This window comes from Hoeflea sp. (assembly GCF_039975035.1).
Lineage (GTDB): Bacteria > Pseudomonadota > Alphaproteobacteria > Rhizobiales > Rhizobiaceae > Hoeflea.
Map to the genome: position 1 here is coordinate 1 of NZ_JBDWHW010000093.1, position 20,762 is coordinate 20,762.

The 20,762-nt window shown below is 60.3% G+C and carries 22 protein-coding genes; 8 read left to right on the forward strand and 14 right to left on the reverse strand.

The window, feature by feature from the left end; translation table 11 throughout:
- Positions 1-338, reverse strand: a 338-nt coding sequence (locus tag ABJN75_RS07785) for an adenosylcobinamide-GDP ribazoletransferase (protein ID WP_348438423.1), incomplete at its 3' end; no start/stop codon positions are given.
- Positions 339-454: 116 nt separating this feature from the next.
- Here ABJN75_RS07785 and cobT point away from each other — a divergent pair.
- A complete protein-coding gene (gene cobT / locus ABJN75_RS07790; RefSeq protein ID WP_348438425.1) occupies positions 455-1,471 on the forward strand; it encodes a nicotinate-nucleotide--dimethylbenzimidazole phosphoribosyltransferase in 1,017 nt (338 codons plus the stop codon).
- 29 nt (positions 1,472-1,500) lie between these two features.
- Here cobT and ABJN75_RS07795 read toward each other — a convergent pair whose 3' ends face one another.
- Positions 1,501-3,018 carry a HAMP domain-containing sensor histidine kinase gene (locus tag ABJN75_RS07795; protein ID WP_348438463.1) on the reverse strand — a complete coding sequence of 506 codons (1,518 nt, stop codon included), beginning with the start codon at positions 3,016-3,018 and terminating at the stop codon, positions 1,501-1,503.
- Between the two features lie 253 nt (positions 3,019-3,271).
- On the opposite strand from ABJN75_RS07795, the gene ABJN75_RS07800 reads away from it, so the two are divergent.
- The 5 genes from ABJN75_RS07800 (at position 3,272) to ABJN75_RS07820 (ending at position 6,268) form a co-directional block, all read left to right on the forward strand.
- Entirely contained in the window at positions 3,272-3,802 is a 531-nt protein-coding gene (locus tag ABJN75_RS07800; RefSeq protein ID WP_348438427.1) for a thermonuclease family protein, read from the forward strand.
- 29 nt (positions 3,803-3,831) lie between these two features.
- The gene (locus tag ABJN75_RS07805; protein WP_348438429.1) at positions 3,832-4,443 is read left to right on the forward strand and encodes a glutathione S-transferase; all 612 of its coding nucleotides are present in this window, start codon (positions 3,832-3,834) and stop codon (positions 4,441-4,443) included.
- A complete protein-coding gene (locus ABJN75_RS07810; RefSeq protein ID WP_348438431.1) occupies positions 4,440-5,102 on the forward strand; it encodes a uracil-DNA glycosylase family protein in 663 nt (220 codons plus the stop codon). Before ABJN75_RS07805 ends, ABJN75_RS07810 begins: the two co-directional genes overlap by 4 nt.
- Positions 5,103-5,221: 119 nt before the next feature.
- On the forward strand, positions 5,222-5,701 hold the full coding sequence (locus ABJN75_RS07815; RefSeq protein ID WP_348438433.1) for an Lrp/AsnC family transcriptional regulator: 480 nt from the start codon (positions 5,222-5,224) through the stop codon (positions 5,699-5,701).
- 111 nt (positions 5,702-5,812) lie between these two features.
- On the forward strand, positions 5,813-6,268 hold the full coding sequence (locus tag ABJN75_RS07820) for a DUF302 domain-containing protein (protein WP_348438435.1): 456 nt from the start codon (positions 5,813-5,815) through the stop codon (positions 6,266-6,268).
- A 54-nt stretch (positions 6,269-6,322) separates the two neighbouring features.
- Here ABJN75_RS07820 and ABJN75_RS07825 read toward each other — a convergent pair whose 3' ends face one another.
- Positions 6,323-7,033, reverse strand: a complete 711-nt coding sequence (locus tag ABJN75_RS07825; RefSeq protein ID WP_348438437.1) for a DNA alkylation repair protein — start codon at positions 7,031-7,033, stop codon at positions 6,323-6,325.
- 1 nt (position 7,034) lies between these two features.
- A complete protein-coding gene (locus tag ABJN75_RS07830; RefSeq protein ID WP_348438439.1) occupies positions 7,035-7,904 on the reverse strand; it encodes an NAD(P)-dependent oxidoreductase in 870 nt (289 codons plus the stop codon).
- A gap of 107 nt (positions 7,905-8,011) precedes the next feature.
- On the opposite strand from ABJN75_RS07830, the gene ABJN75_RS07835 reads away from it, so the two are divergent.
- Positions 8,012-10,477: a penicillin acylase family protein gene (locus ABJN75_RS07835; protein ID WP_348438441.1), complete on the forward strand. Its 2,466-nt coding sequence runs from the start codon at positions 8,012-8,014 to the stop codon at positions 10,475-10,477.
- 196 nt (positions 10,478-10,673) lie between these two features.
- Here the strand turns inward: ABJN75_RS07835 and ABJN75_RS07840 are convergent, their stop codons facing one another.
- The 8 genes from ABJN75_RS07840 to ABJN75_RS07875 all read right to left on the reverse strand — a co-directional run bounded on the left by ABJN75_RS07840 (position 10,674) and on the right by ABJN75_RS07875 (position 18,136).
- On the reverse strand, positions 10,674-11,654 hold the full coding sequence (locus ABJN75_RS07840; RefSeq protein ID WP_348438443.1) for a zinc-binding dehydrogenase: 981 nt from the start codon (positions 11,652-11,654) through the stop codon (positions 10,674-10,676).
- A 12-nt stretch (positions 11,655-11,666) separates the two neighbouring features.
- A complete protein-coding gene (locus ABJN75_RS07845) occupies positions 11,667-12,266 on the reverse strand; it encodes a TetR/AcrR family transcriptional regulator (protein ID WP_348438445.1) in 600 nt (199 codons plus the stop codon).
- Between the two features lie 424 nt (positions 12,267-12,690).
- Positions 12,691-13,503 carry a methyltransferase domain-containing protein gene (locus ABJN75_RS07850; RefSeq protein ID WP_348438447.1) on the reverse strand — a complete coding sequence of 271 codons (813 nt, stop codon included), beginning with the start codon at positions 13,501-13,503 and terminating at the stop codon, positions 12,691-12,693.
- Positions 13,504-13,598: 95 nt separating this feature from the next.
- Complete coding sequence (locus ABJN75_RS07855) at positions 13,599-14,408, reverse strand: ABC transporter permease (RefSeq protein WP_348438465.1); 810 nt, start codon at positions 14,406-14,408, stop codon at positions 13,599-13,601.
- Entirely contained in the window at positions 14,309-15,226 is a 918-nt protein-coding gene (locus ABJN75_RS07860; protein ID WP_348438449.1) for an ABC transporter permease, read from the reverse strand. The genes ABJN75_RS07855 and ABJN75_RS07860 overlap by 100 nt, the downstream gene beginning before the upstream one ends.
- A 103-nt stretch (positions 15,227-15,329) precedes the next feature.
- Positions 15,330-16,127: an ABC transporter substrate-binding protein gene (locus ABJN75_RS07865; RefSeq protein WP_348438451.1), complete on the reverse strand. Its 798-nt coding sequence runs from the start codon at positions 16,125-16,127 to the stop codon at positions 15,330-15,332.
- Positions 16,128-16,289: 162 nt separating this feature from the next.
- The gene (mobA, locus tag ABJN75_RS07870) at positions 16,290-16,907 is read right to left on the reverse strand and encodes a molybdenum cofactor guanylyltransferase MobA (RefSeq protein WP_348438453.1); all 618 of its coding nucleotides are present in this window, start codon (positions 16,905-16,907) and stop codon (positions 16,290-16,292) included.
- Entirely contained in the window at positions 16,904-18,136 is a 1,233-nt protein-coding gene (locus ABJN75_RS07875) for a multidrug effflux MFS transporter (protein WP_348438455.1), read from the reverse strand. The genes mobA and ABJN75_RS07875 overlap by 4 nt, the downstream gene beginning before the upstream one ends.
- Before the next feature lie 303 nt (positions 18,137-18,439).
- On the opposite strand from ABJN75_RS07875, the gene ABJN75_RS07880 reads away from it, so the two are divergent.
- Complete coding sequence (locus ABJN75_RS07880) at positions 18,440-18,601, forward strand: hypothetical protein (RefSeq protein ID WP_348438457.1); 162 nt, start codon at positions 18,440-18,442, stop codon at positions 18,599-18,601.
- 16 nt (positions 18,602-18,617) lie between these two features.
- Here the strand turns inward: ABJN75_RS07880 and ABJN75_RS07885 are convergent, their stop codons facing one another.
- Entirely contained in the window at positions 18,618-19,526 is a 909-nt protein-coding gene (locus ABJN75_RS07885) for a DMT family transporter (protein WP_348438459.1), read from the reverse strand.
- Positions 19,527-19,634: 108 nt separating this feature from the next.
- Positions 19,635-20,762 (reverse strand): FAD-dependent oxidoreductase (locus tag ABJN75_RS07890; RefSeq protein ID WP_348438461.1); only part of this gene is annotated, 1,128 nt, incomplete at its 5' end.

Below are 20,762 nucleotides of genomic sequence, written 5' to 3' on the forward strand. Positions count from 1 at the left end.
CGGCTGTCCTTCATGATTTCGAGCATGTGCTCACGGCCGCCGCGAGCGCCAAAGGCATCAGCCGCGTCGGCCAGACCATCCTCGTGCAACCCCCCGGTGATTGCGATGAGGATCGCCAGGGCGATCAGGACCGTCAGGGCCGCGTTGGCGCCAAGCAGGGACAGAATCAGGATCGCCAGTCCCGGAACCAGCGCGATAACCAGTCCTGCGGCGGGGAACATGCCCGACGCGCGCGACAGCGAGCCATCGTAATCATCGAAATAGCGTGCTGGCGCTGGCAGGCGGCTGAGGAAACCCGTGGCGCGGGCAATGTCGTCGACATAATCGCTGATCTGCATGGTGGTCTCCTGCTGGGTGCGACACGAAGGCGCGCAAAAATTATTGTCCTTGCGCGATTCGACAATTACACCGTGTGGGGACGCGCGTCATGCGCCGGAAATCCCAGGAGAGAAAAATGAGTGCCAGCGGTTTGCCTTTCGACGATTTTCGCGAACTCCTGCGCAACATGCCGGGACCGGATACCGCCGCGCTTGCTGCGGCGCGGGAACGCGATGTGCAATTGACCAAACCGGCGGGAGCGCTGGGACGACTGGAAGAGATCGCGTTCTGGCTTGCCGCCTGGACCGGACGCTCGCCGCAGGTCACGCGCCCGCTGGTGGCGATTTTCGCGGGCAATCACGGGGTCACAGCGCAAGGCGTGTCGCCGTTTCCGTCCTCGGTGACCGCACAGATGGTGGAGAACTTCGCTGCCGGCGGCGCCGCCATCAACCAGATTTGCATCGCCAATGACCTGGGTCTGAAAATTTTCGATCTGGCGCTGGAGGTGCCGACGGGAGACATTTCAGTCGAGGCGGCGATGGATGAGCGCACCTGTGCGGCCACGATGGCGTTCGGCATGGAGGCGGTTGCCGGCGGCACCGACCTGTTGTGCATCGGGGAAATGGGAATCGGCAACACCACCATCGCCGCAGCGATTTTTCATGGGCTTTACGGTGGAACCGCAGCTGACTGGGTCGGGCCAGGCACCGGTTCGGAAGGGGACGTGCTCAAGCGCAAGATCACAGCGGTGGAGGCGGCTGTCGCCTTGCATCAGCCGCATCTGGATGATCCTCTGGAGCTTTTAAGGCGTCTGGGCGGACGCGAGCTTGCGGCGATGGCCGGCGCAATCATGGCGGCGCGGATGGAACGCATCCCGGTTCTCATTGATGGCTATGTGGCCACGGCAGCCGCCGCAGTGCTGCATGCGGCCAACCCGCAGGCGCTTGACCATTGCCTGATCGGTCATGTCTCGGCCGAGCCGGGCCACATGGCAGCAATCGAGAAACTCGGCAAAACGCCGCTGCTGGCGCTGGGAATGCGTCTTGGAGAGGGGACAGGCGCCGCCTTGGCCGCGGGGATCGTCAAGGCCGCGGCTCAATGCCATTCCGGAATGGCGACCTTTGCCCAGGCGGGGGTGGCTGGCAAGGAATGAGGACAGCCCGGCGAGGGCAGGGCGGGGGTTTAGCCGAAGGCCCGTTTTTTCTTCTGGCCGCCGCCCGGCAGACCCTCGATCGGGGCCACGCTTTCAAGCACACGCTCGCGCGGCAGGATGGCGATGCACTCGGTGCCTTCGCGCAGCTTTGATTTGAAGACGAACTCGCCACCATGTTTGGACAGGATTGCCTGAACAATCGGCAATCCGAGTCCGGTGCCCTGTTCGGCGCTCTTGATGGCGATAGAGCCCTGACCGAACGCCGACAGCACCACCGGAATTTCCTCCTCGGCGATGCCGGGACCGTTGTCCTTGATGGACACATACTGCCCGCCGCCCGCGGTCCAGCCCAGCTTGACCTGAATCTCGCCGCCGGTCGGGGTGAACTTCACCGCATTCGACAGGAGATTGAGGATGACCTGACGCATCGATTTCTCGTCGGCCCAGACCAGCGGCAGTCCTTCCTCGAATGCTTCGGTGATGCGGATGTTCTTGCTGCGTGCCTTGAGCTGGACCAGTCCGATGCAATCCTCGGCAATATCGGAAAACGCCAGCGCGTTTTCATTGAGCTCGTAACGGCCCGCCTCGATGCGGGAGAGATCAAGAATTTCATTGATCAGGTTGAGCAGGTGCTGCCCCGAGCGGTGAATGTCTCCGACATATTCCTTGTAACTGGCATTCTCGATCGGGCCGAGCACTTCGCCGGCCATCACTTCGGAAAAGCCGAGGATGGCATTGAGCGGAGTCCTCAGTTCATGGCTCATCGATGCGAGGAATCGTGACTTGGCAAGATTGGATTCCTCGGCGCGGCGCCTGGCTTCGTCGGATACCGATTTGGCCACTTCCAGTTCGGCGATGAGATCATCCTTCTCGGTCTGAAAGCTGAGCATCTTCAGATTGGTTGAATAAAGCCGCTGCGACATGAAAATGAAGAACAGCGATGCTCCCAGGATCATTGCCAGCACGGAGAAGTCGGAAATGTCACGGCCAATGCCGACGCGCATCGTCAGCGCCATGATTGTGGGAACGACCGCAAAATAGAGCGCGAAACGCAGTGCGAAAGTGGTCATGGCGGTCGCGGCAAAGGCAATCAGCAGAACCGCGGACTTGTAGAAATTGAAGTTGTCGCCCTGGCAGGTGGTGCAATCCTGAAAGGCGAACAATGCCCAGCTCAGGCCAATCACTGCGTAAATGGCGAGGAACCTCCGGCGCCAGCGCTGGGTTATCTCCTTGTCGCTGGGTTCCCGTGAGGCGCGCCGCGCCATCAACACAAGTCCGGCATAGACAAACAATGTCACCAAGGCCCAGGCGATCAGCCAGATGGCCTCATCGAACCAGAGCCCGCCGATGGCAACGAGAATGACCAGCACAGGCGGCGCCGCCGCGCCCTGCAGGACAGCATTGATATGCAGCCGGTTCATTTCATTGTCGAATTCGGGCTGTGTCTGGCGACCATGCTGCAGCCGCTCGCGCGTGGCACGCACGGTTTTGACGACCGCCGCGTTCTTGTGGGTACGCGAACGATCGACAATGTTCTTGTCGGTCATGGTTTGAGGCTTTGTCACCTGGTGTCCGATATCTCCGATTGCTGCGGAAAATCTAGCGATCAAAGTTTAAGAACTTGTTTGCATTTGCACATGAACAGCAAATCAGGGCGACTGGATTTGGGTCGGGAAACCTGCCGAGATTGTGCTTGAGCCGAGAGGCTGAATGAGGTCACTTGCCGTCATGAGAATTCGAGCGCGATCCAGATCAGCACCCCAGCGGCGACCCCGCTGGCGCAGATATGTCGACGGTGGAATGGCCGTGCTGGTTGTTGCCGGTGTGGCCTTTGTTGCTGCACGTCTCCAACATTTTGCGGGAATTGAAATCTCCGGGCCGGTGAGGGTGGTTGATGGTGACAGTCTGGCGATCGGCAACCGGCGACTGCGGCTTCTGGGGATTGATGCGCCGGAACTCAGACAACGCTGCCAGCGCGACGGGGCTGACTATGAGTGCGGCGTGGAAGCAGCGTCCCACCTGCGCGCGTTGATCGGTGGCGAGCCGGTGACGTGCAAGGGTGAGGGACTTGACCGCTATGGCCGTAACCTTGTGCGATGCATGGCGGGCACGACCGATCTCAACGAGATGATGGTGCGATCAGGCCACGCCATTGCCTTTGGCGATTACCGACTGGCCGAGACCGCGGCAAGGCTGGAAAAGGCCGGGCTCTGGGCGGGCGAATTCCAGCCGCCGAAGCAATGGCGGGCGGTTCATGGCGGGCTCAGTGAGGATATTCACGCAGGATTGAGCGCAGTGACGGCTTTCCTGCGGCGGCTGTTTGGTGTCTGATCGGAATCTGCAAGCAGGGAGATGAATGCATGAAACTCTATGATGGCGGAAGAGCGCCAAATCCGCGACGCGTGACCGTGTTTCTTGCGGAAAAAGGGATCGAGGTCGAGAAAGTGCCTGTCGATATGGGGCAGATGGAGCACAAGTCGGCCGAAGTCACCGGGCTCAATCCGTTGCAGACACTGCCGGTTCTCGTTCTTGATGACGGCACGGTTATCACCGAATCAGTCGCGATCTGCCGGTATTTCGAGGAGCTTCACCCCGAACCAGTTCTGATGGGGACGGATGCCCGCGACAAGGCCATCGTGGAAATGTGGAACCGGAGGATGGAGCTGAATTTCCTTGGCCCCGTCGCTGCCGCGTTCCGGCACACACATCCGGCGATGAAGGAGTGGGAAGTACCGCAGCTTGCCGAGTGGGGTGAGGTCAACCGGCCCAAGGCGCTGGCTTTTCTTAAATTGCTTGATCTTGAGCTTGCAGGCCGGGAGTTCATCGCCGGCGACCGTTACACAATCGCCGATATCACCGGCATGATTGCCTTCGACTTCATGAAGCCGGCCCGGATCGAGCGGCCCGATCAGCTTGCAAACGTAATGCGATGGTATCAGAGCGTCGCAGCAAGGCCGAGCGCTGCAAAATGAGCCGGGCGGGCGACGATAACGCGGCCGGCGAGGGCGGGCTTGCCGCGCTGCTGAGGGAAATCTCGGCCTGCCGGATCTGTCGCGACATGCCTGACGGCGGACCGGACAAGGCTCTTCCGCACAAGCCGCGTCCGGTATGCGTTGCCACCAGTGACGCCCGGATTCTGATCGCCGGTCAGGCGCCGGGGACGCGGGTGCATGCGAGTGGCAAGCCCTTCACCGATCCGTCGGGAGACCGGTTGCGGGACTGGCTTGGCGTCGACGAATCGCAATTCTACGACGCGGCCAACTTCGCCATCGTGCCGATGGGGTTCTGTTTTCCCGGTCTTGATGCCAAGGGCGGCGACTTGCCGCCGCGCCGCGAGTGCGCGCCTGCCTGGCGTGGCAGGGTGATGGCCAGCATGCCTCAACTGCGACTGATCCTGGTCATCGGACAGTATGCGCATGCCTGGCATCTGGGCCCGCTTCGCAAGCGAAATCTCACCGAAACCGTTCGGAACTGGCGAGAGATTCTGGAAGCCTCGGAATCCGATTGCGCGGTTTTGCCGCTGCCGCATCCGTCCTGGCGCAACAGCGGCTGGATCAGGAAAAATCCCTGGTTCGAAACCGATTTGCTGCCGGAGCTGAAAAGGCGTGTTCACGACCTGCTCGGGACGTGATGCAGGCTCCCGCGAAGCGGAATAAAATTCTATAGAGTTATCATGGTGAGGCAAAAAATTCTTTGCAGGGTAGCCTGTTCCACGATATCAGGGATGAAATTCCGCATCCGGAGATGACCATGGACCGCCTCGACCGCAAAATTCTTCGCCTCCTGCAGGAAGACGCCACATTGGCGGTGGCGGAAGTCGCCAAGAAGGTGGGGCTGTCGACAACCCCGTGCTGGCGGCGCATTCAAAAACTCGAGGAAGACGGAGTGATCCGGCGCCGCGTGGCGCTGCTCGATCCAACCGCCATCAATGCCAAGGTGACGGTATTCGTCTCGATCCGCACCAACTCCCATTCCAACGAGTGGCTCAAGCGGTTTTCCGAAGTCATTTCCGAGTTTCCCGAGGTGGTGGAATTCTACCGGATGAGCGGCGATGTCGATTATCTGCTGCGCGTGGTGGTGCCGGACATCGCTGCCTATGACGCCTTCTACAAGCGGCTGATCGCCAAGATCGAGATCCGCGACGTGTCGTCCTCGTTTGCGATGGAGCAGATCAAGTACACCACTCAGCTTCCGCTGGATTACATGCATCTGGCCAAGGACAATGGCTGAGGGCGCGCCAAAGCGCACCTGTTCACCGATGCTTAAATATGCAACAATTGCGATATGATCCTCGCTGCAGCTGATTGCGGAAGGGATGAAAGCATCGGGAGGAACGAGACGATGAAAAGCTTCATATCCGGACTTGGGCTGATGAGCCTCGCCATCATGCCGGCGCAGGCGGCAGGCGACGACATCTTCACGGTTGTTGCCGAGGTCCCTTTCGCCGACGCAGCCCAAGGGGTGAACGATGCCATCGTGAACAAGGGGTTCAAGATCGATTATCACGGATTCATCGGCGAGATGCTCAAGCGCACCGCCGAGGATGTGGGCGCGACAAGACAACTCTACAAGGACGCCGAATTCTTCACCTTCTGCTCCGCCGTCATTTCGCGTTCAGTGATGGAGGACGATATCGGCGATATTGCCTACTGTCCGTATGTCGTCTTTGTCTATGAGGATGCGTCGACGCCCGGCAAGGTGACCATCGGTCACCGCAAACTGCCGGAAGGCGGCAAACGGGACCAGGTCAATGAACTTCTCAACGAGATCGTCACCACGGCGGCTGACGGATTTTAAACCGCATCTTGCCGGATTGGCTATATTGCCCACCGGTTGAGTGGTGCGGGTTGGCTATTTGCGGCTGACCCGTTCCATCGTCCTGGCATCGGTGAGTTCCCTGACCGCGTCCTTGCCGATCCAGCGAGCGGTCTTGTCCTTCGATGTGGCGAACTTCTCAGCCAGTTCGAGCGCGGGGGCATGACAGGCCGGATTGCGCTTGCCGATGTTGCGCAGCGCCCAGTTGACGGCCTTGCGGACGAAGTTACGCGGGTCGGCGGCGTGCTTTTCAATCAGCGGCAGGTAGCCTGTCAGCGTGGCGTCGGGCTCTTTCTTCAAATGCACAGCGGCGATTGCAATCATGGCGAAAGCGGCGCGACGGACGAATTCACGGTTGTCGTTTGCGAACTCGGGCGCCAGTCCATCGAGATGACCGGCATCGACGAAGAGGTCGGCAGCGTGATCGACAATCTCCCAGCTGTTGAAATCAGCGGCCATGGCGCGGGCCTGGTCAGTACTCACACGCGCCGGTTCATCGGTAAAAATCGCCAGCAGCCGAGCTTCCCGATAACCGGTTTGCCACAGATCCAGGGCGCGCTCATGGTTGCGGCCCAGTGTTTTGGCAAAGGGCCTGAGCAATGCATTGCCGACGCCAAAAGCCTTGGCTGTGTCGATGCCGAAACGCGCCATGCCAGCCAGATTTTCCGATGAACCATGCTCTTCAAGCCAGGCCAGGATGTCGGCCACAACATAATCGGCATTTTCCGGCGGACGGCGCGGCGCCATGTTACTTTTCGAGGCGCGCCAGCAGCGAGGACGTGTCCCAGCGGTTGCCGCCCTTTGCCTGCACATCGGCGTAGAACTGGTCGACCAGTGCCGTGACCGGCAGCGTCGCGCCGTTGCGTTTTGCCTCGTTGAGCACGATGTCAAGATCCTTACGCATCCAGTCGACGGCGAAACCGTGGTCGTATTTTCCGGCGATCATGGTCTTGTGGCGATTTTCCATCTGCCAGGATCCTGCAGCGCCCTTGGAAATCACATCGATCACTTTTTCGATGTCGAGGCCGGCTTTCTTGCCGAAGTGAATGCCCTCGGCCAGGCCCTGAACGAGGCCGGCGATGCAGATCTGGTTGATCATCTTGGTCAACTGGCCGCTGCCGACCGGACCCATCAGGCCGACCATGCGGGCATAGGCATCGATAATGGGACGGGCTTGTTCGAATGTTGCTTCGTCGCCGCCGACCATGACGGTGAGAACGCCGTTTTCTGCGCCGGCCTGACCACCCGAGACAGGTGCATCGAGAAAACCGCAGTCCTTGTCAGCGCAGGCGCCGGCCAGCTCGCGCGCCACCTCGGCCGAGGCGGTGGTGTTGTCGATCAGGATTGCGCCTTGCTTCATGCCGTGTATCGCGCCGCCCGAGGCCAGCGTGACGGCGCGCAAATCATCGTCATTGCCGACGCAGGTGAAGACGAAATCAGCGCCCTTGGCAGCGTCGGATGGCAGCTCGCAGGCAGTCCCGCCGAATTCATCGGCCCATTTGCGGGCTTTCTCGGCGGTGCGGTTATAGACGCGAAGCTCGTGATCGCCCTTGGTCTTGAGATGACCAGCCATGGGGTAGCCCATAACGCCCAGACCAATGAATGCTACTGTTGCCATGTCGTCTATCCTTCTGTCACATATACGCTTTACGCATGACCTGATTGCAAGTTACGTAAAGCCAATCGTCGGCTCCCGGGGCCGGCACCTGGGAGGGACATAGACCAATGATGCGCATCGTTAAAGGGCTTATCAAGCTGATTCTCATCCTGGTACCAATCGCCATAATGGCGGTGGGGGCTGGAATGCTGTGGCTGTCGCGGTCCCAGGCGCCAGCGGACGGAGCGTTGCAAATCGCCGGGCTTGACGGAGAGGTGACAATCACGCGTGACCACAACGGCGTGCCGCACATCAAGGCAGCGACGCGGGCCGGTGTGGCTGCGGGTCTGGGCTTCGCGCATGCGCAGGACCGGTTGTGGCAAATGGAAGTCAGTCGCATGGCCGGGCAGGGACGGCTGTCGGAGATGTTTGGCGACGCCACTGTCGGCACCGATGTCTGGCTCAGAACCATGGGGATCCATGAAGCTGCAGTGGCCTCTCTCGATGTCATGGACACCGACACTTTGGCGATGCTGGAAAACTATGCGCGCGGTATCAATGCCTGGGTGGAGCGCGAGCCGCGGGTTTTTTCGTCTCGTTTGCCGCCGGAATACCTGATTCTGGGCGTCGAGCCGGAACCGTGGACCGCGGCGCATACGCTGACGGCAATCAAGATGATGTCGATTTCGCTGGCGGAGAACCTGGGTGAGGAGGCCTTGCGCCTGGGCTTTCACCGGATCGGGCTGAGCGACGCGGAAATCCTCGACATCCTGCCTTATCTGGATGCCGACACACCGCCGCCAATGCCGGACCTGACGGCGCTGCTGGGGCTCGATCGGGCTCCTCTCGAAGAGACCGTCACAACCGCTGACGCATCGTCAGTCTTTGCCGAAGTGGAAGGCATGCTTGCCACCGGCGCTTCCAACAATTGGGTGATTTCGGGGGAGCGCACGCAATCCGGCCTGCCGGTGCTCGCCAATGATCCGCATCTGGGGCTGATGGCGCCGTCGATCTGGTACCTGGCGCATCTCGAAGTGACGGAGGAATTCGGCGAGCCGCGGCACTTGATCGGGGTCTCGCTGCCGGGCACGCCCTATGTGCTGCTCGGGCGCAACAATGATATCGCCTGGGGGTTCACCAACACCGCGACAGATGCGCAGGACGTGTTCGTCGAGCGCATCAATCCTGAAAATGAAGATGAATATCTGACGCCCACCGGCTGGGCGAGGTTCGGCCAGGCGCAGGAAACCATCAAGATCAAGGGCGGCGAAGACCAGACCTTTACCCGTCGCTGGACCCGGCACGGGCCGGTTTTCCCCGCCAGCTACAAGCATTTCGACAAGCTCCTGCCCGAAAACACCGTGACGGCGCTGCAATGGGTGGCGCTGGCGCATGACGACACCACGGCCCTGGTCGGACCGCGGCTGTTCAACATGCGCACGGTGGAGGATTTCCAGGCCGGGTTCGAGCCCTTTCTGACGCCGATGCAGTCGATGGTGGTTGCCGACCGGTCGGGCAATATCGGCCTGGTCGCCGCGGGCAGGGTGCCGCGGCGCGATCCCGCCAACAAGCTGATGGGACGAGCGCCGGCACCGGGCTGGAACGCGATCTATGACTGGCGCGGCTATGCGCCTTACAGGGATCTGCCCCGGCAAAACAATCCGGAAAGCGGATTGATCGCCACGGCCAACACCAAGATCGTCGGACCGGATTATCCGCTGCATCTGACCTTTGACTGGGAGGAGCCCTACCGGCTCAACCGCATTGAGACGCTGATCAATGGTTCTGATGAAAAGCACACCCAGGAGATGTCGCGCGAGGTGCAGGCCGACATCTTCTCGCCGGCCTTCGCGGGGCTGAAGCCGCGCATGCTCAGGGCGCTGGAGGGCAGGCAGCTCTCCGAGGCCCACCGCAAGCTGGCCGAGGGGATTGCCGCCTGGGAAGGCGACATGGGGCGCGACAAGATGGAGCCGCTCTTGTTCATGGCTTGGGTCCGCTACACCATGATCAAGACCTTCGAGGATGATCTTGGGTTCCTGTTCAAGGACTGGTTCAAGGCTCGCGGCAAGGTGCTCGAGCGGTTGCTTGATGGCAAGACGGTGCGCAACTGGTGCGATGTTAAAACCACCGATGCCGAGGAAAACTGCGACCAGATCGTGGCCGAGGCCTTTGAGGCCGCGATCGCCGATCTGTCCGGGCGCTACGGCGAGGATTCGGGCAAATGGCGCTGGGGGCAGGCGCATTACGCCAAGGGCGCGCACCGGCCGTTCGGCGAAGTTGACGCGCTCAAGCGGTTCTTCAATGTCGAGGTCGAAAGCGGTGGCGGGCCGTTCACGCTCGATCGCGGCTACACCCAGCTTCAGAACGACTCCGATCCCTATGCCAACACCAATGCCTCGAGCTATCGCGGCGTGTTCGACATGGCGGATCTGGATCGGGCGACCTATATCCAGACCACCGGCCAGTCCGGCAACGTGTTCTCGGGTCACTACAGCGATTTGGCGCCGCTGTGGGCCGACGTGAATTCCATCCAGATTCCGGCAAGTGATGTGACGGACCCCGAAGGCGTGTGGACACTCTCGCCGGGTGGATGAAGGCGAGTGTGTGGCGGTCCTGGCGACCGCGCAGGAATTCAATATTCGGTTTGGGGGGTGTATTCCGGCTGATTTGTCGGTCCGGGGCAGGGCATTGCCCGGATATTTCCGGCCTGCCATTGTTGTTCGCCGACAAGAAATTCGGACCGCAAGTTGACAGCCGGCTCCTTTCTTGGAAGGAGCCGGCGCGGTTGTTCTAAGGCTTGAGCATCACCTTGCCGGCCCGGCCGGGTTTCAAGGCGGCCTTCATGGCTTCACCGATCTGATCGAGGCGATAAACACCGCCGGTGTCCAGCGCCAGGTCTCCTTGCAACGCCAGTTGCACAAGCTCCGTAATCAACTGTTTGCGCAGTGCCGGATCCATATCGGCACTTACGCGTGAGCCCCAGAAACCCTTCACTGTTATGTGTTTCATGATCAAGGCCCCGGATGACAGCTGCATTGGTGCCCCGGTGGCTGTGCCGAACACAACCAGTTCACCGTCAGGCGACAGCAGATCAACCAGATCGGCGGAAAGCTCTCCGCCAACCGAATCAATCGCCGACATCACAGACCCGTCGCCAATCAACGTGCGCGCTGCTGCCATCCAGTCCTCATCAGATGTCGTCAGCACATTCTCGATACCGGCTTGTCGCAATTCTTCCGCGGCTTCGGCGCGCCGTACGAGACTGACAAGGTGAATTCCCCGCGCCTTGGCAAGCACCATCATGATACGTCCGACCGCACCGTTTGCTGCAGTCTGTATGATCCAATCGCCTTCTTTTGCTTTCAGAACCTCCAGCAGGGAGATTGCGGAAAACGGCATAGCGATCAATTGTGCGCCAAGTTCGTCCGAGATCTGCTCGGGCAATGGCAGAAGCCCATTTGCCGGGGCGATGAAGTATTCGGCCCATGTGCCATGAACACCGGCAATCGCGATGCGCTGGCCTATCATCCCGGTATCGACACCGTCGCCAACTGCCTCGACGATGCCCGCGGCTTCGCTGCCACCAACGGCACCGGGAAGTGGCGGCTTGTATCCGTAATTGCCGCGAATCGTCCAAAGATCATGGTTGTGGACCGGAGAAAGTGTCGTGCGGACACGGACCTCGCCTGGTTTTGGCTCCGGCATAGCGATATCGCGGGTTTCCAGGACGTCCACGGGTTCGCCAAACCGGTCATGTACTGCAGCTTTCATTGTCTTTTTCCTTTATTGGGTGTTGACGATCAGACGCGTGTGCATGTCTTTCAGGACCGTTTCGAGCGGTCCCTGATCGTGTGAGAGTTTCGAGAGAATTGCCGCACCCAGAAACTGGGAATAGAGTACCTGCGCGGCGCTTTCAGGCGTATCCTCGATGCGGAGCGACCCATCTGCCTCGCCTTCACGCATGATTATGGTGAGTTTTGCGACCAGTGCTTTCACACCATCGTCCAGAACCTGGCGCATGGCCTCGGAGAGGTCCGCCACTTCGGCACCGAGCTTGACAACAAGGCAGGTACTTACCAATCCTGCCTCTCGCTCGCGGTTGAGCCATGCCGAGCAAAAGGCGCACAGCTTGTCGACCCCGCGGCCTTCACCGGCCAGAAGCATATCGATGCGCGCAAGGTAGTCCTCAACATAGTCTCGCAACAACGCCTGACCGAAGGCCTCCTTCGAGGGGAAGTAGTGGTAGAATGATCCCTTCGGGACGCTGCATTGCTTCAACAGCTCTGAGAGCCCCATCGCGCCAAAGCCACCCTTAATGACCAGTTTGCGACCCACAGAGAGGATGGTCTGGCGTGTCGCTTCGGATTTTTCTGAACGTGTCATTGCGCTCATTTAGGTACGAATAGACCGGTCGTCTAGTGGAGCGAGGAAATTAGTTTGAGCGGGAGAACCGGTTACAGGGTGTTGGCCGAAAACCCGTAGTGCAGTTCCTGATGCGGTGCCGGTGGACGGGTTCACCCGCACAAACCGGTTTCTGGAGGCCCGTAGTCTTTTGGCAGGAACCGCGCTCACGGGCGTGGTTCCTGTATGGATTCAGGGGGCCCGGCCGCTACTTGTTGTTGCTGGTCGCACAAAAGCCAAGCGTGCTTTTGAGCACCCTGCAAACATCCTTGGCAGGGTGATGACGCTGAGCAGCAAGCGCTTCTACGGGCTTGGCTGCTTGAACATTTCTGCCCAAATCCTCAATCAGAGCTTCGGAGACACCGCGGAGGCGTTGGACCAAACTTCCAGCCCCGGCAAGGCTGTCTCACTGCTTCCTGGCAACAAACAGATGTCCGGCGATCGGCAGGCCCTGTTCGTGGCGGACGATAATGTCGCCGGCCTCGATGCAGGTGAAACCAGCAGCATTCAACGCCTGGCGCACATAGGTCTCGGTATGGGCGAAGCGCTGGAAGCCGCCGACGGTGTAGCTGCGGCCTTCAAATTCGGCTTCGGGCAGGGTTTCGCTGGAAAAGCAGAACAGCGCGGCGGGGTTGGCGTTCTTCGCCACCGCGGCAAACAGCGGCTCCAGTTCACCCAGATAGGGCAGCACGTCGGTGGCGGCGATGAGATCGAAGGGATCGTCGTCATTGTCGTCGAGATAATCGACCGCGTCGGCGACGTAGAGCGTGTCGTAAAGGCCCTTCTCGTGGGCGATCTCGACCATGTTTTCGGCCAGGTCAATGCCGGTGGCGTCATCTGCCATGTCTTCGAGCGCGCTGCCGGTAAGGCCGGTGCCGCAGCCCAGATCCAGCATTCGCTCGAAGCTGGTTTCGCTGAGCCCGATCAACCGTTGCCTGAGCAGCATCGGGACATGATAGCCCAGATCCTCGACCAGCACCTTGTCGAACACGTCCGCATGCTGGTCAAACAGGGTGGTGACATAGGCTTCGGGCGCACGCACCGGAACATCGCCGCGTTTCATCGAGGCGAGCCGAACCGAGGCGCCGCCATGGTCATCGGGATCGAGCGCCAGGACGTCCGCATAGGCCTTGGCAGCGGCATCGAATTCGCCGGCCTTTTCCAGCGCCAGCGCGCGGTTGTAGGCTTCCGCCAGGGCATCATCGTCGGTCTTGGCCATCGGGGAGCTCCAAACATGGTTTCGCGCTCCTTTTATACAAAGGCGCGGGAGCCGCAAGGCGCGAATGAATCCGGTCGTGTTGCGACGGCGATCTTTCAGCGCTTGAGGTGCCGGGTCAGGCGCTGTTCAAACTTTGCCCAGATGTTGCGCAGCGTTTCGACGATGACGAGATAGAAGATCGCCGCCCAGATATACATCTGGAAATCGAATGTGCGCGAATAGGCCCGTCGGGTTTCGCCAAACAGGTCGAACACGGTGACGATGGCGACAATCGCCGAGCCCTTGATCATCAGGATGATCTCATTGCCGTAAGGCCTGAGCGCCACGATCATGGCCTGCGGCAGGATGATCCGGTGAAAGGTCTGGAACGGGGTCAGGCCGAGAGCGGCGGCCCCCTCGTGCTGGCCGCGCGACACGCTCTCGATGGCGCCGCGCAGGATCTCGGCCTGGTAGGCGGCGGTGTTGAGCGTGAAGGCGAACAGGGCGCAGTTCCAGGCGTCGCGGAAAAATATCCACAGGCCGATTGCCTCGAGTTCATCGCGAAAGCTGCCGAGACCGTAATAGATCAGGAACAATTGCGCGATCAGCGGCGTGCCGCGGAAAAAATATACATAGCCATAGGCGAGTGAGGACAGCACCCGGTTGGACGACATCCGGCCAAAGGCAATGGGGACCGACAGCAATGCGCCAAGCGTGATCGAAATCCCTACAAGGGTCAGTGTTATGACGAGGCCGGACAGCAGCTTCGGACCGTAAGTCTGGACCTTGTCGATATCCCAGGCACCGACCAGCCATGCCACAAGGCCTATGCCGGCCAGTATCCAGAAACCCAGCAAAACCGCACCGAGGATCCGCATTCTGGTCCACGTGTTCGCAATGGCGGGCGGTGCCGGCTGGGCCGGGATAAGCTCCCTGACCGCGCCCACCGGCTTACTCCCGAGCGGCGCACGCGGGTTTCGATCTTCGAGAACACCACGGACGAGGCTGCCGCCAGCGCCAGGAATAGCAGACAGGCTATTCCATAGAAAAAGAAGGCTTCCTTGGTAACCTTGGCGGCCACACCGGACCAGCGCAGCGTGTCACCAAGTCCGATCACCGAAATCAGCGCGGTGTCCTTGATCAGGTTCATCCAGAGATTGCCCAGACCGGGAAGCGCAATGCGAACCAGTTGCGGCAGGATGATCAGCCGCATGGTCTTGCCCGGTCTGAACCCGAGCGCGTATCCAGCCTCGTACTGGCCCTTGGGAATGGCCTTGAACGCCGAGGACAGCACCTCGGACGCGTAGGAGGAAAACACCAGCGAAAGCGCGACGGTGCCGGCGACGAAGGAATTGATCTCGAAGCCCTTGTCATAGCCCAGATATATGGCCGCCATCCGGACAGCGATCTGCAGCCCGAAATAGATCATGAAGATCGTCAGAAGTTCGGGAAGACCGCGGAAGATGGTGGTGTAGATGTTGGCTGAAATCCGGAGCGAACGAACTTCGGTCTGTTGAGCCAACGAGATAAACAGACCGATTGTCAGTCCGATGGGAAGCGTGCACACCGCCAGTGTGATGGTAACGAAAAAGCCGCGCGCCACTTCGTCGCCCCAACCGGTGTCCCCGCACGACAGAAGCGAACTTTCCGGAAGCAGGTTGAGAACGCCCACCGGTCCGCAAAACGGATCAAACAGGGAGACGAGCGAATAGAGCTGCGCTCCCAACGATATTGTCGGTTCCATACTGTCCCCTGAATCCGGCCGTATTGCATACGGTCTTGACGGCAAAACGGCGGACGAAACTCGCCCGCCGTCTTGCAATGCTGTTTATCCGAACACAGCCGGATCAGTCGCCGTACACGTCAACGTCAAAATACTTGTCGTTGATGGTCTTGTAGGTGCCGTTCTCGCGGATCGCGGCAATGGCGGTGTTGAACATGTCGCGCAGTTCGGTTTCGCCCTTGCGGATGGCGATGCCGGCGCCTTCGCCGTTGATCACCGGATCAGGTGTCAGGGTGCCCAGCAGCTTGCAGCAGGTGCCTGCATCAGACTTGAGCCACTCGGTCAGCACGATGACATCGTCGATGACCGCGTCAACACGGCCGGAATCGATGTCGAGCTTGTACTCGTCCGGTGTCGGGTAGAGCTTCAGTTCGGCCGACGGAAGCTTCTCTTCAGCGTAATTGGAGTGGGTGGTTGACGACTGTGCGCCGATCATCTTGCCGGCCAGACCTGCATCAGTTGCCTCGGTGATCGGGCTGTCTTTCGGCACGGCAATGGCCGGAGGTGTGTTGTAGTACTTGTCGGTGAAGTCGACCTTCTCCTTGCGCTCGTCGGTGATCGACATCGAGGCGATGATGGCGTCGAACTTGCCGGCTATCAGAGCCGGAATGATGCCGTCCCAGTCCTGAGTGACAAATTCGCACTCGACCTTCATTTCCTCGCAAAGCGCCTTGGCGATGTCGATGTCGAAACCAACGAGGCTGCCGTCGGATTCAAGATTGTTGAAGGGCGGGTAGGCGCCTTCGGTGCCGATGACGATTTTCTTCATTCCGCCATGGCTGGCAGCCTGCGCGGCAGCACTCATGGTCAGGGCGAGTGCCGCAGCCGAAACTGCCAGGGTGAAACGCTTGGAAATACGCATAGGTGTCCTCTCTGTTGGCTGGATCGCGGCTTGTTGCCGCCGCATTCCGTTTGGTCGCGGGTTTTGTGCTCCGCGCTGAAACGGATATTCCCACTGTTTCCGCGCCGATTGCAACAGGAAAAACCAGCTTCCCCATCGCGAAAGCAGGTAACCTGTGAAAAATCAGGCGTTGCCGCCTGCCGGGCCGCTGATGCATTGTTCGGCGCGCGCCAAATCAGCCGGTTCGTTAATGTTGAAGAACGGGTCTGGCTCATCGGGGCGGGAAAAGTCGGCCTCGGCGGTTTTGAGCCGTCCGAGAAATGCCTTCATGCTCAGATCCCCCGTCGCGGCAAGGTGTTCACCCAGTTCATCAGCGAGAGCTACGGGCCACAGCGCCACGACGGGATGGCGCCTTGCATTCGAGCAGGCGATCCGAACCGTGGTCTCGTCCTGGTCAGCCATCAGCAGCCGGGCGAGAAGATCGCGCGGCAGGAAGGGCGTATCGGCGGGAACGACCAGCACATGGCTGGCGCCGCGCTGACGGGCGGCCCGCATCAGCGCATGGACGCCAGCCAGCGGGCCGCGATAGCCGTCCAGACTGTCGGCGACGACATCGAGACCGAATTCGTCAAAACGTTCGGCGGCTGTGTTGGCGTTGAGAATAATCCCCTCTGTCTGCGTGGCGAGACGCGCAATCACATGGGCTACCAGGGGGCGGCCGGCCAATTGGGCAAAGGGCTTGTCGATCCCGGCCATGCGGCGTCCGCGTCCGCCGGCAAGTACGCCGCCGATGATCTTCATGATGATGCCTGCTCAATCGCGGTATTGGCGGTCAGGCTGCGCTCGACACGGATGACATACAGTGTCGCGAACACGCTCAGCACGCAGGAGGCAAGCATGATCAGGATCAGCGGGTAGGGGCCCGTTTCAACCGAAATGACGGCGCCTGCCATGGACGAGAGCACCGCACCGCCGCCGATGGTGATTGCCCCACCCAGGCCGGAGGCTGATCCGGCGAGGTGTGGGCGCACGCTGACAATCCCGGCATTGGCGCTGGGCAGTGTGATGCCGTTTCCAAGGCCGAGAAAGAAAATCGGGCCGAAGAATGACAGCGGATGGTGCAGCCCGGCGAGAAACAGCATCAGTGACAGGGCCATGCCCAGTGCGGCAATCATACAGCCGGTCGCCATCATGCGGTTGATGCCGATCTGCTGGGCAAAACGGCCGGAGAGGAAATTGCCGCCCATGTAGCCAACCGCCGTGATGACGAAATAGAATCCGAGTTCCGAGGGCGTCATGCCGAGGATTTCGGTGGCCACGAATGGGCCTGCGCCAAGAAACGAGAAAAACGCCCCCGAGGCGAAGGTGGCGGTCAGAGTGTACCCCCAAAATCGCCGCGAGCGGATGAGTTCGGGATAGGCGCCGAACTGTTTGAGCATGCTGGCGGACCGGTTGAGATTGGTTTCTCCCAGGTCCGCGATGGACAATGCCAGGGTCGCCACCCCGAACACAAACAGCAATGCGAAGGACGATTGCCAACCAAACATCTCATCCATGATGCCGCCCAGCGCCGGCCCGACCATCGGCGCCAGCGTCATCCCCATGGTGACATAGCCGATCATCGAGGCTGCCTGGTCGGTGCTCACGATATCACGGACAATGGCTCGCGACAGCACCATGCCGGAGACGACCGCGGCCTGCAGCATCCGGATCGCCAGGAATGTCTCGATGGTCGGTGCAAAGGGCGCCAGCGCGGTTGCGATGAGAAAAACAACGAGACTGACAATCGTCACCGGACGCCGTCCATAGCGGTCGGACAACGGGCCGATGACCAGTTGAAGCAGGCCGGTGAAGGCGAGGTAGCCGGAGATCGCCAACTGCACCAGCGCATAGTCGGCTTGATAATAGTTGGCGATGCTGGGCATTGACGGCAAAAACAGGTTCATCGTCAGTGCGCTGAGACCTGCGATCGTCACCAGCGTGATGATGTGCGGCGGCGTTGCGCGGTTCAGGAAGATCGTCTTTTTCATCGGTGATGTTTTGTGACGTCGCGCGCGCCGATGCAAATGAAATCAGACGCGACCGGGATCGAATTGTCGCCTGCATTCGATGATGCTCTCAAGAGTGTTAACGCGAAAGAGTTCGGGTTATACTTTGGGCTGTTGCGATTTAATTTGCACACCCCTTAATTTTTGGGGGATTTTTTGTAATATTGTACTGATAAGATCGGGCCAGGCGAACGCCCGGCTTCAAACGAAATATTGGGAGGTCATGTGCCCGGTAGCGAGGAATTCGATCAATGCCCGTTTTGCAATGCATTCTGGGGGGAGTGCATGCATGTCAAACTGCTTGCGCAATGGGAAGCGGACGCCCTGGAAAGAGAAGCGCAAGAGGAAGCTGGGCGCGATGCGATGCCTGACAAGGAATTGCAAACGGGGATTGTTGGGCCGGCGGAGGATGACTTGTCCTCCGATTCCAGTCGCGGACCGGCCTGAGTGTGTGGCGGAGTGTTCAGGGCGAATGGCGCGGCGGGGCATGGCTCGCGGGTTTGTCACTGCTTTTGATGCGTTCGCGATAGAGTGTGTATAGTCCCGAACCGATGACGATGACGGCACCGGTGATCATGTAAGCATCGGGGTATTCGCCAAACAGCACCACGCCCATCAACAAAGCCCAGAGCAGGCTTGTGTAGCGGAATGGCGCGACAAACGAGATTTCGCCCTCCCGCATCGACATGATGATGCACTGGTAACCGATCAGGACCAGGCAGGCTGCGAGGCTGATCAGGGCGAATTCCGACAGATTGACGGGCTTCCAGCCGCCCATGGGCCAGACCAACACAAGCCCGGCCAGTGTCACGACAATCGCGGTGACCGTTGACAGATACAGGGATGGAATCTCCGAATCGACCTTGCGGGTGGCGATATCGCGCACGGTGGCGAAGATGACGGTTCCCACGATCATCAACGCATAGGGCGAGAAGCCTGCAAGCCCTGGTCTGACGATTATGAGGATCCCGGTAAAGCCGATCAGGATAGCCCCCCATCGCCGCCAGCCGACCGGTTCGGACAGGAAGATCGCCGCACCCATGGTGACCGCCAGTGGCAGGGCCTGCAGGATCGCCGACGCATTGGCGATGGGAATATGCGACAGGCCGCTCAGAAATGTCAGCGTGCCGCCGACTTCGCCCGCCACCCGCAGCGCGACCCAGCGGTTGAGCAGCACACGGGGCGGTCGCAGAGCCCGGCGATGCCGGGCAAGCAGATAAATCAGCAATGAGGCGACTAGCCCCCTGAGAAACAACAGCTGTGCGATGCTCAGGTCGGTGGTCAGAAGCTTGATGATCGAGTCATTGAAAGTGAAACCCGCCATCGACAGGGACATGAACAACGCGCCGCGCATATTGGGGGTAATAGCCATCAGACATCCGGTTCTTGCCGGCATGGAATCGCTGGCCGGTCGCTAACCTACCATTGCCGTGTGCGGTTACCCAGCGTTGTGCGGCAGCAAATCCATCAGGGTTATTGATCAGTCACGGGCTTCGATCCAGCTTGTCAGCGCAGCATCGTCTCCATCAAGCAGGCTTTTGGCAACCCTGCGGCCAACGGCAGCACCGAATTTGTAGCCGTGTCCCGAGCATGCCGACACAATGGTGGACCTGGATGCGCGGCGGGTCAGAAAGTGTTCGTCGCGCGTAAAAGTGTAGGCGCAGGACACGACATTGGTGACGCGGTATTCATCCAGCCGGGCGAAGGCCGGACGCAGATGGGAGACAATGGCGGCGGCTTCATCGGGCAAGACCTCGCGGTTCTTGTCGGGCGCGCTCTTGTATTTGTGCAGCCCTGTCCCGAACTTCAGCCCCGTGCCGCGCACCGGCGGCAGCACATAACCGTCAGACGTGCCACCGGTCTCAAGGATGACCGGCGATGCGGCCCAGGCTTCAGCCAGGTCGGCTGGAGGTTCGAGATAGGCCACCGCGGTCCGCCAGGGGGTGAGTTCCGACTGCAATTGCGGAACCAGACCCGGCGCCCAGGCGCCGGCCGCTATGACGATGCGATCGAAACTGAATGTGTCACCGGCGGCGGTTCCCAGAGCACCGCTGTCGTGGTCAATCCGGTTGATTTCGGTGTTTTCGCGAACCACGCAGCCTTTGTCTCTGAGCCATCGGACAAGATCGACGGCGATGTGGCGGCACATCAGCGCGCCACCTTCAGGGCTGAAGGTAACTTCCCTGACATTGCCCGCATCCAGGTAGGGATAGCGCCGAACCGCCTCTTCGACAGGGATGACCTCATAAGGATCGCCCTGGTCCGCCAGGCCATGGCGCATCTGTTCGCCCATGTCGCCGGGATACAGCGACAGCAGCAGAAAGCCGTTGGCGACAAGATGATTTGTCCCGATGTCGCGCCACATCTCGTCCCAGGACGCGTAGGCTTCGGTAATGCGGCGCTGATAACCGCCCTGGCTGCCATAGGCACGGCGGATGATGCGGTGATGATCGCCGGAAGCGCCAAGCGGATTGGGAATCGGGCCGCGCTCGAACAGCGTGGTCTCAACGCCGGCCTTGGTCAGCGCCCAGGCGGTGGATAATCCGGCGATCCCGCCGCCGATGACTGCAACGCGCATGGACATGCCCCGAATGGGTTGGGATTTCAG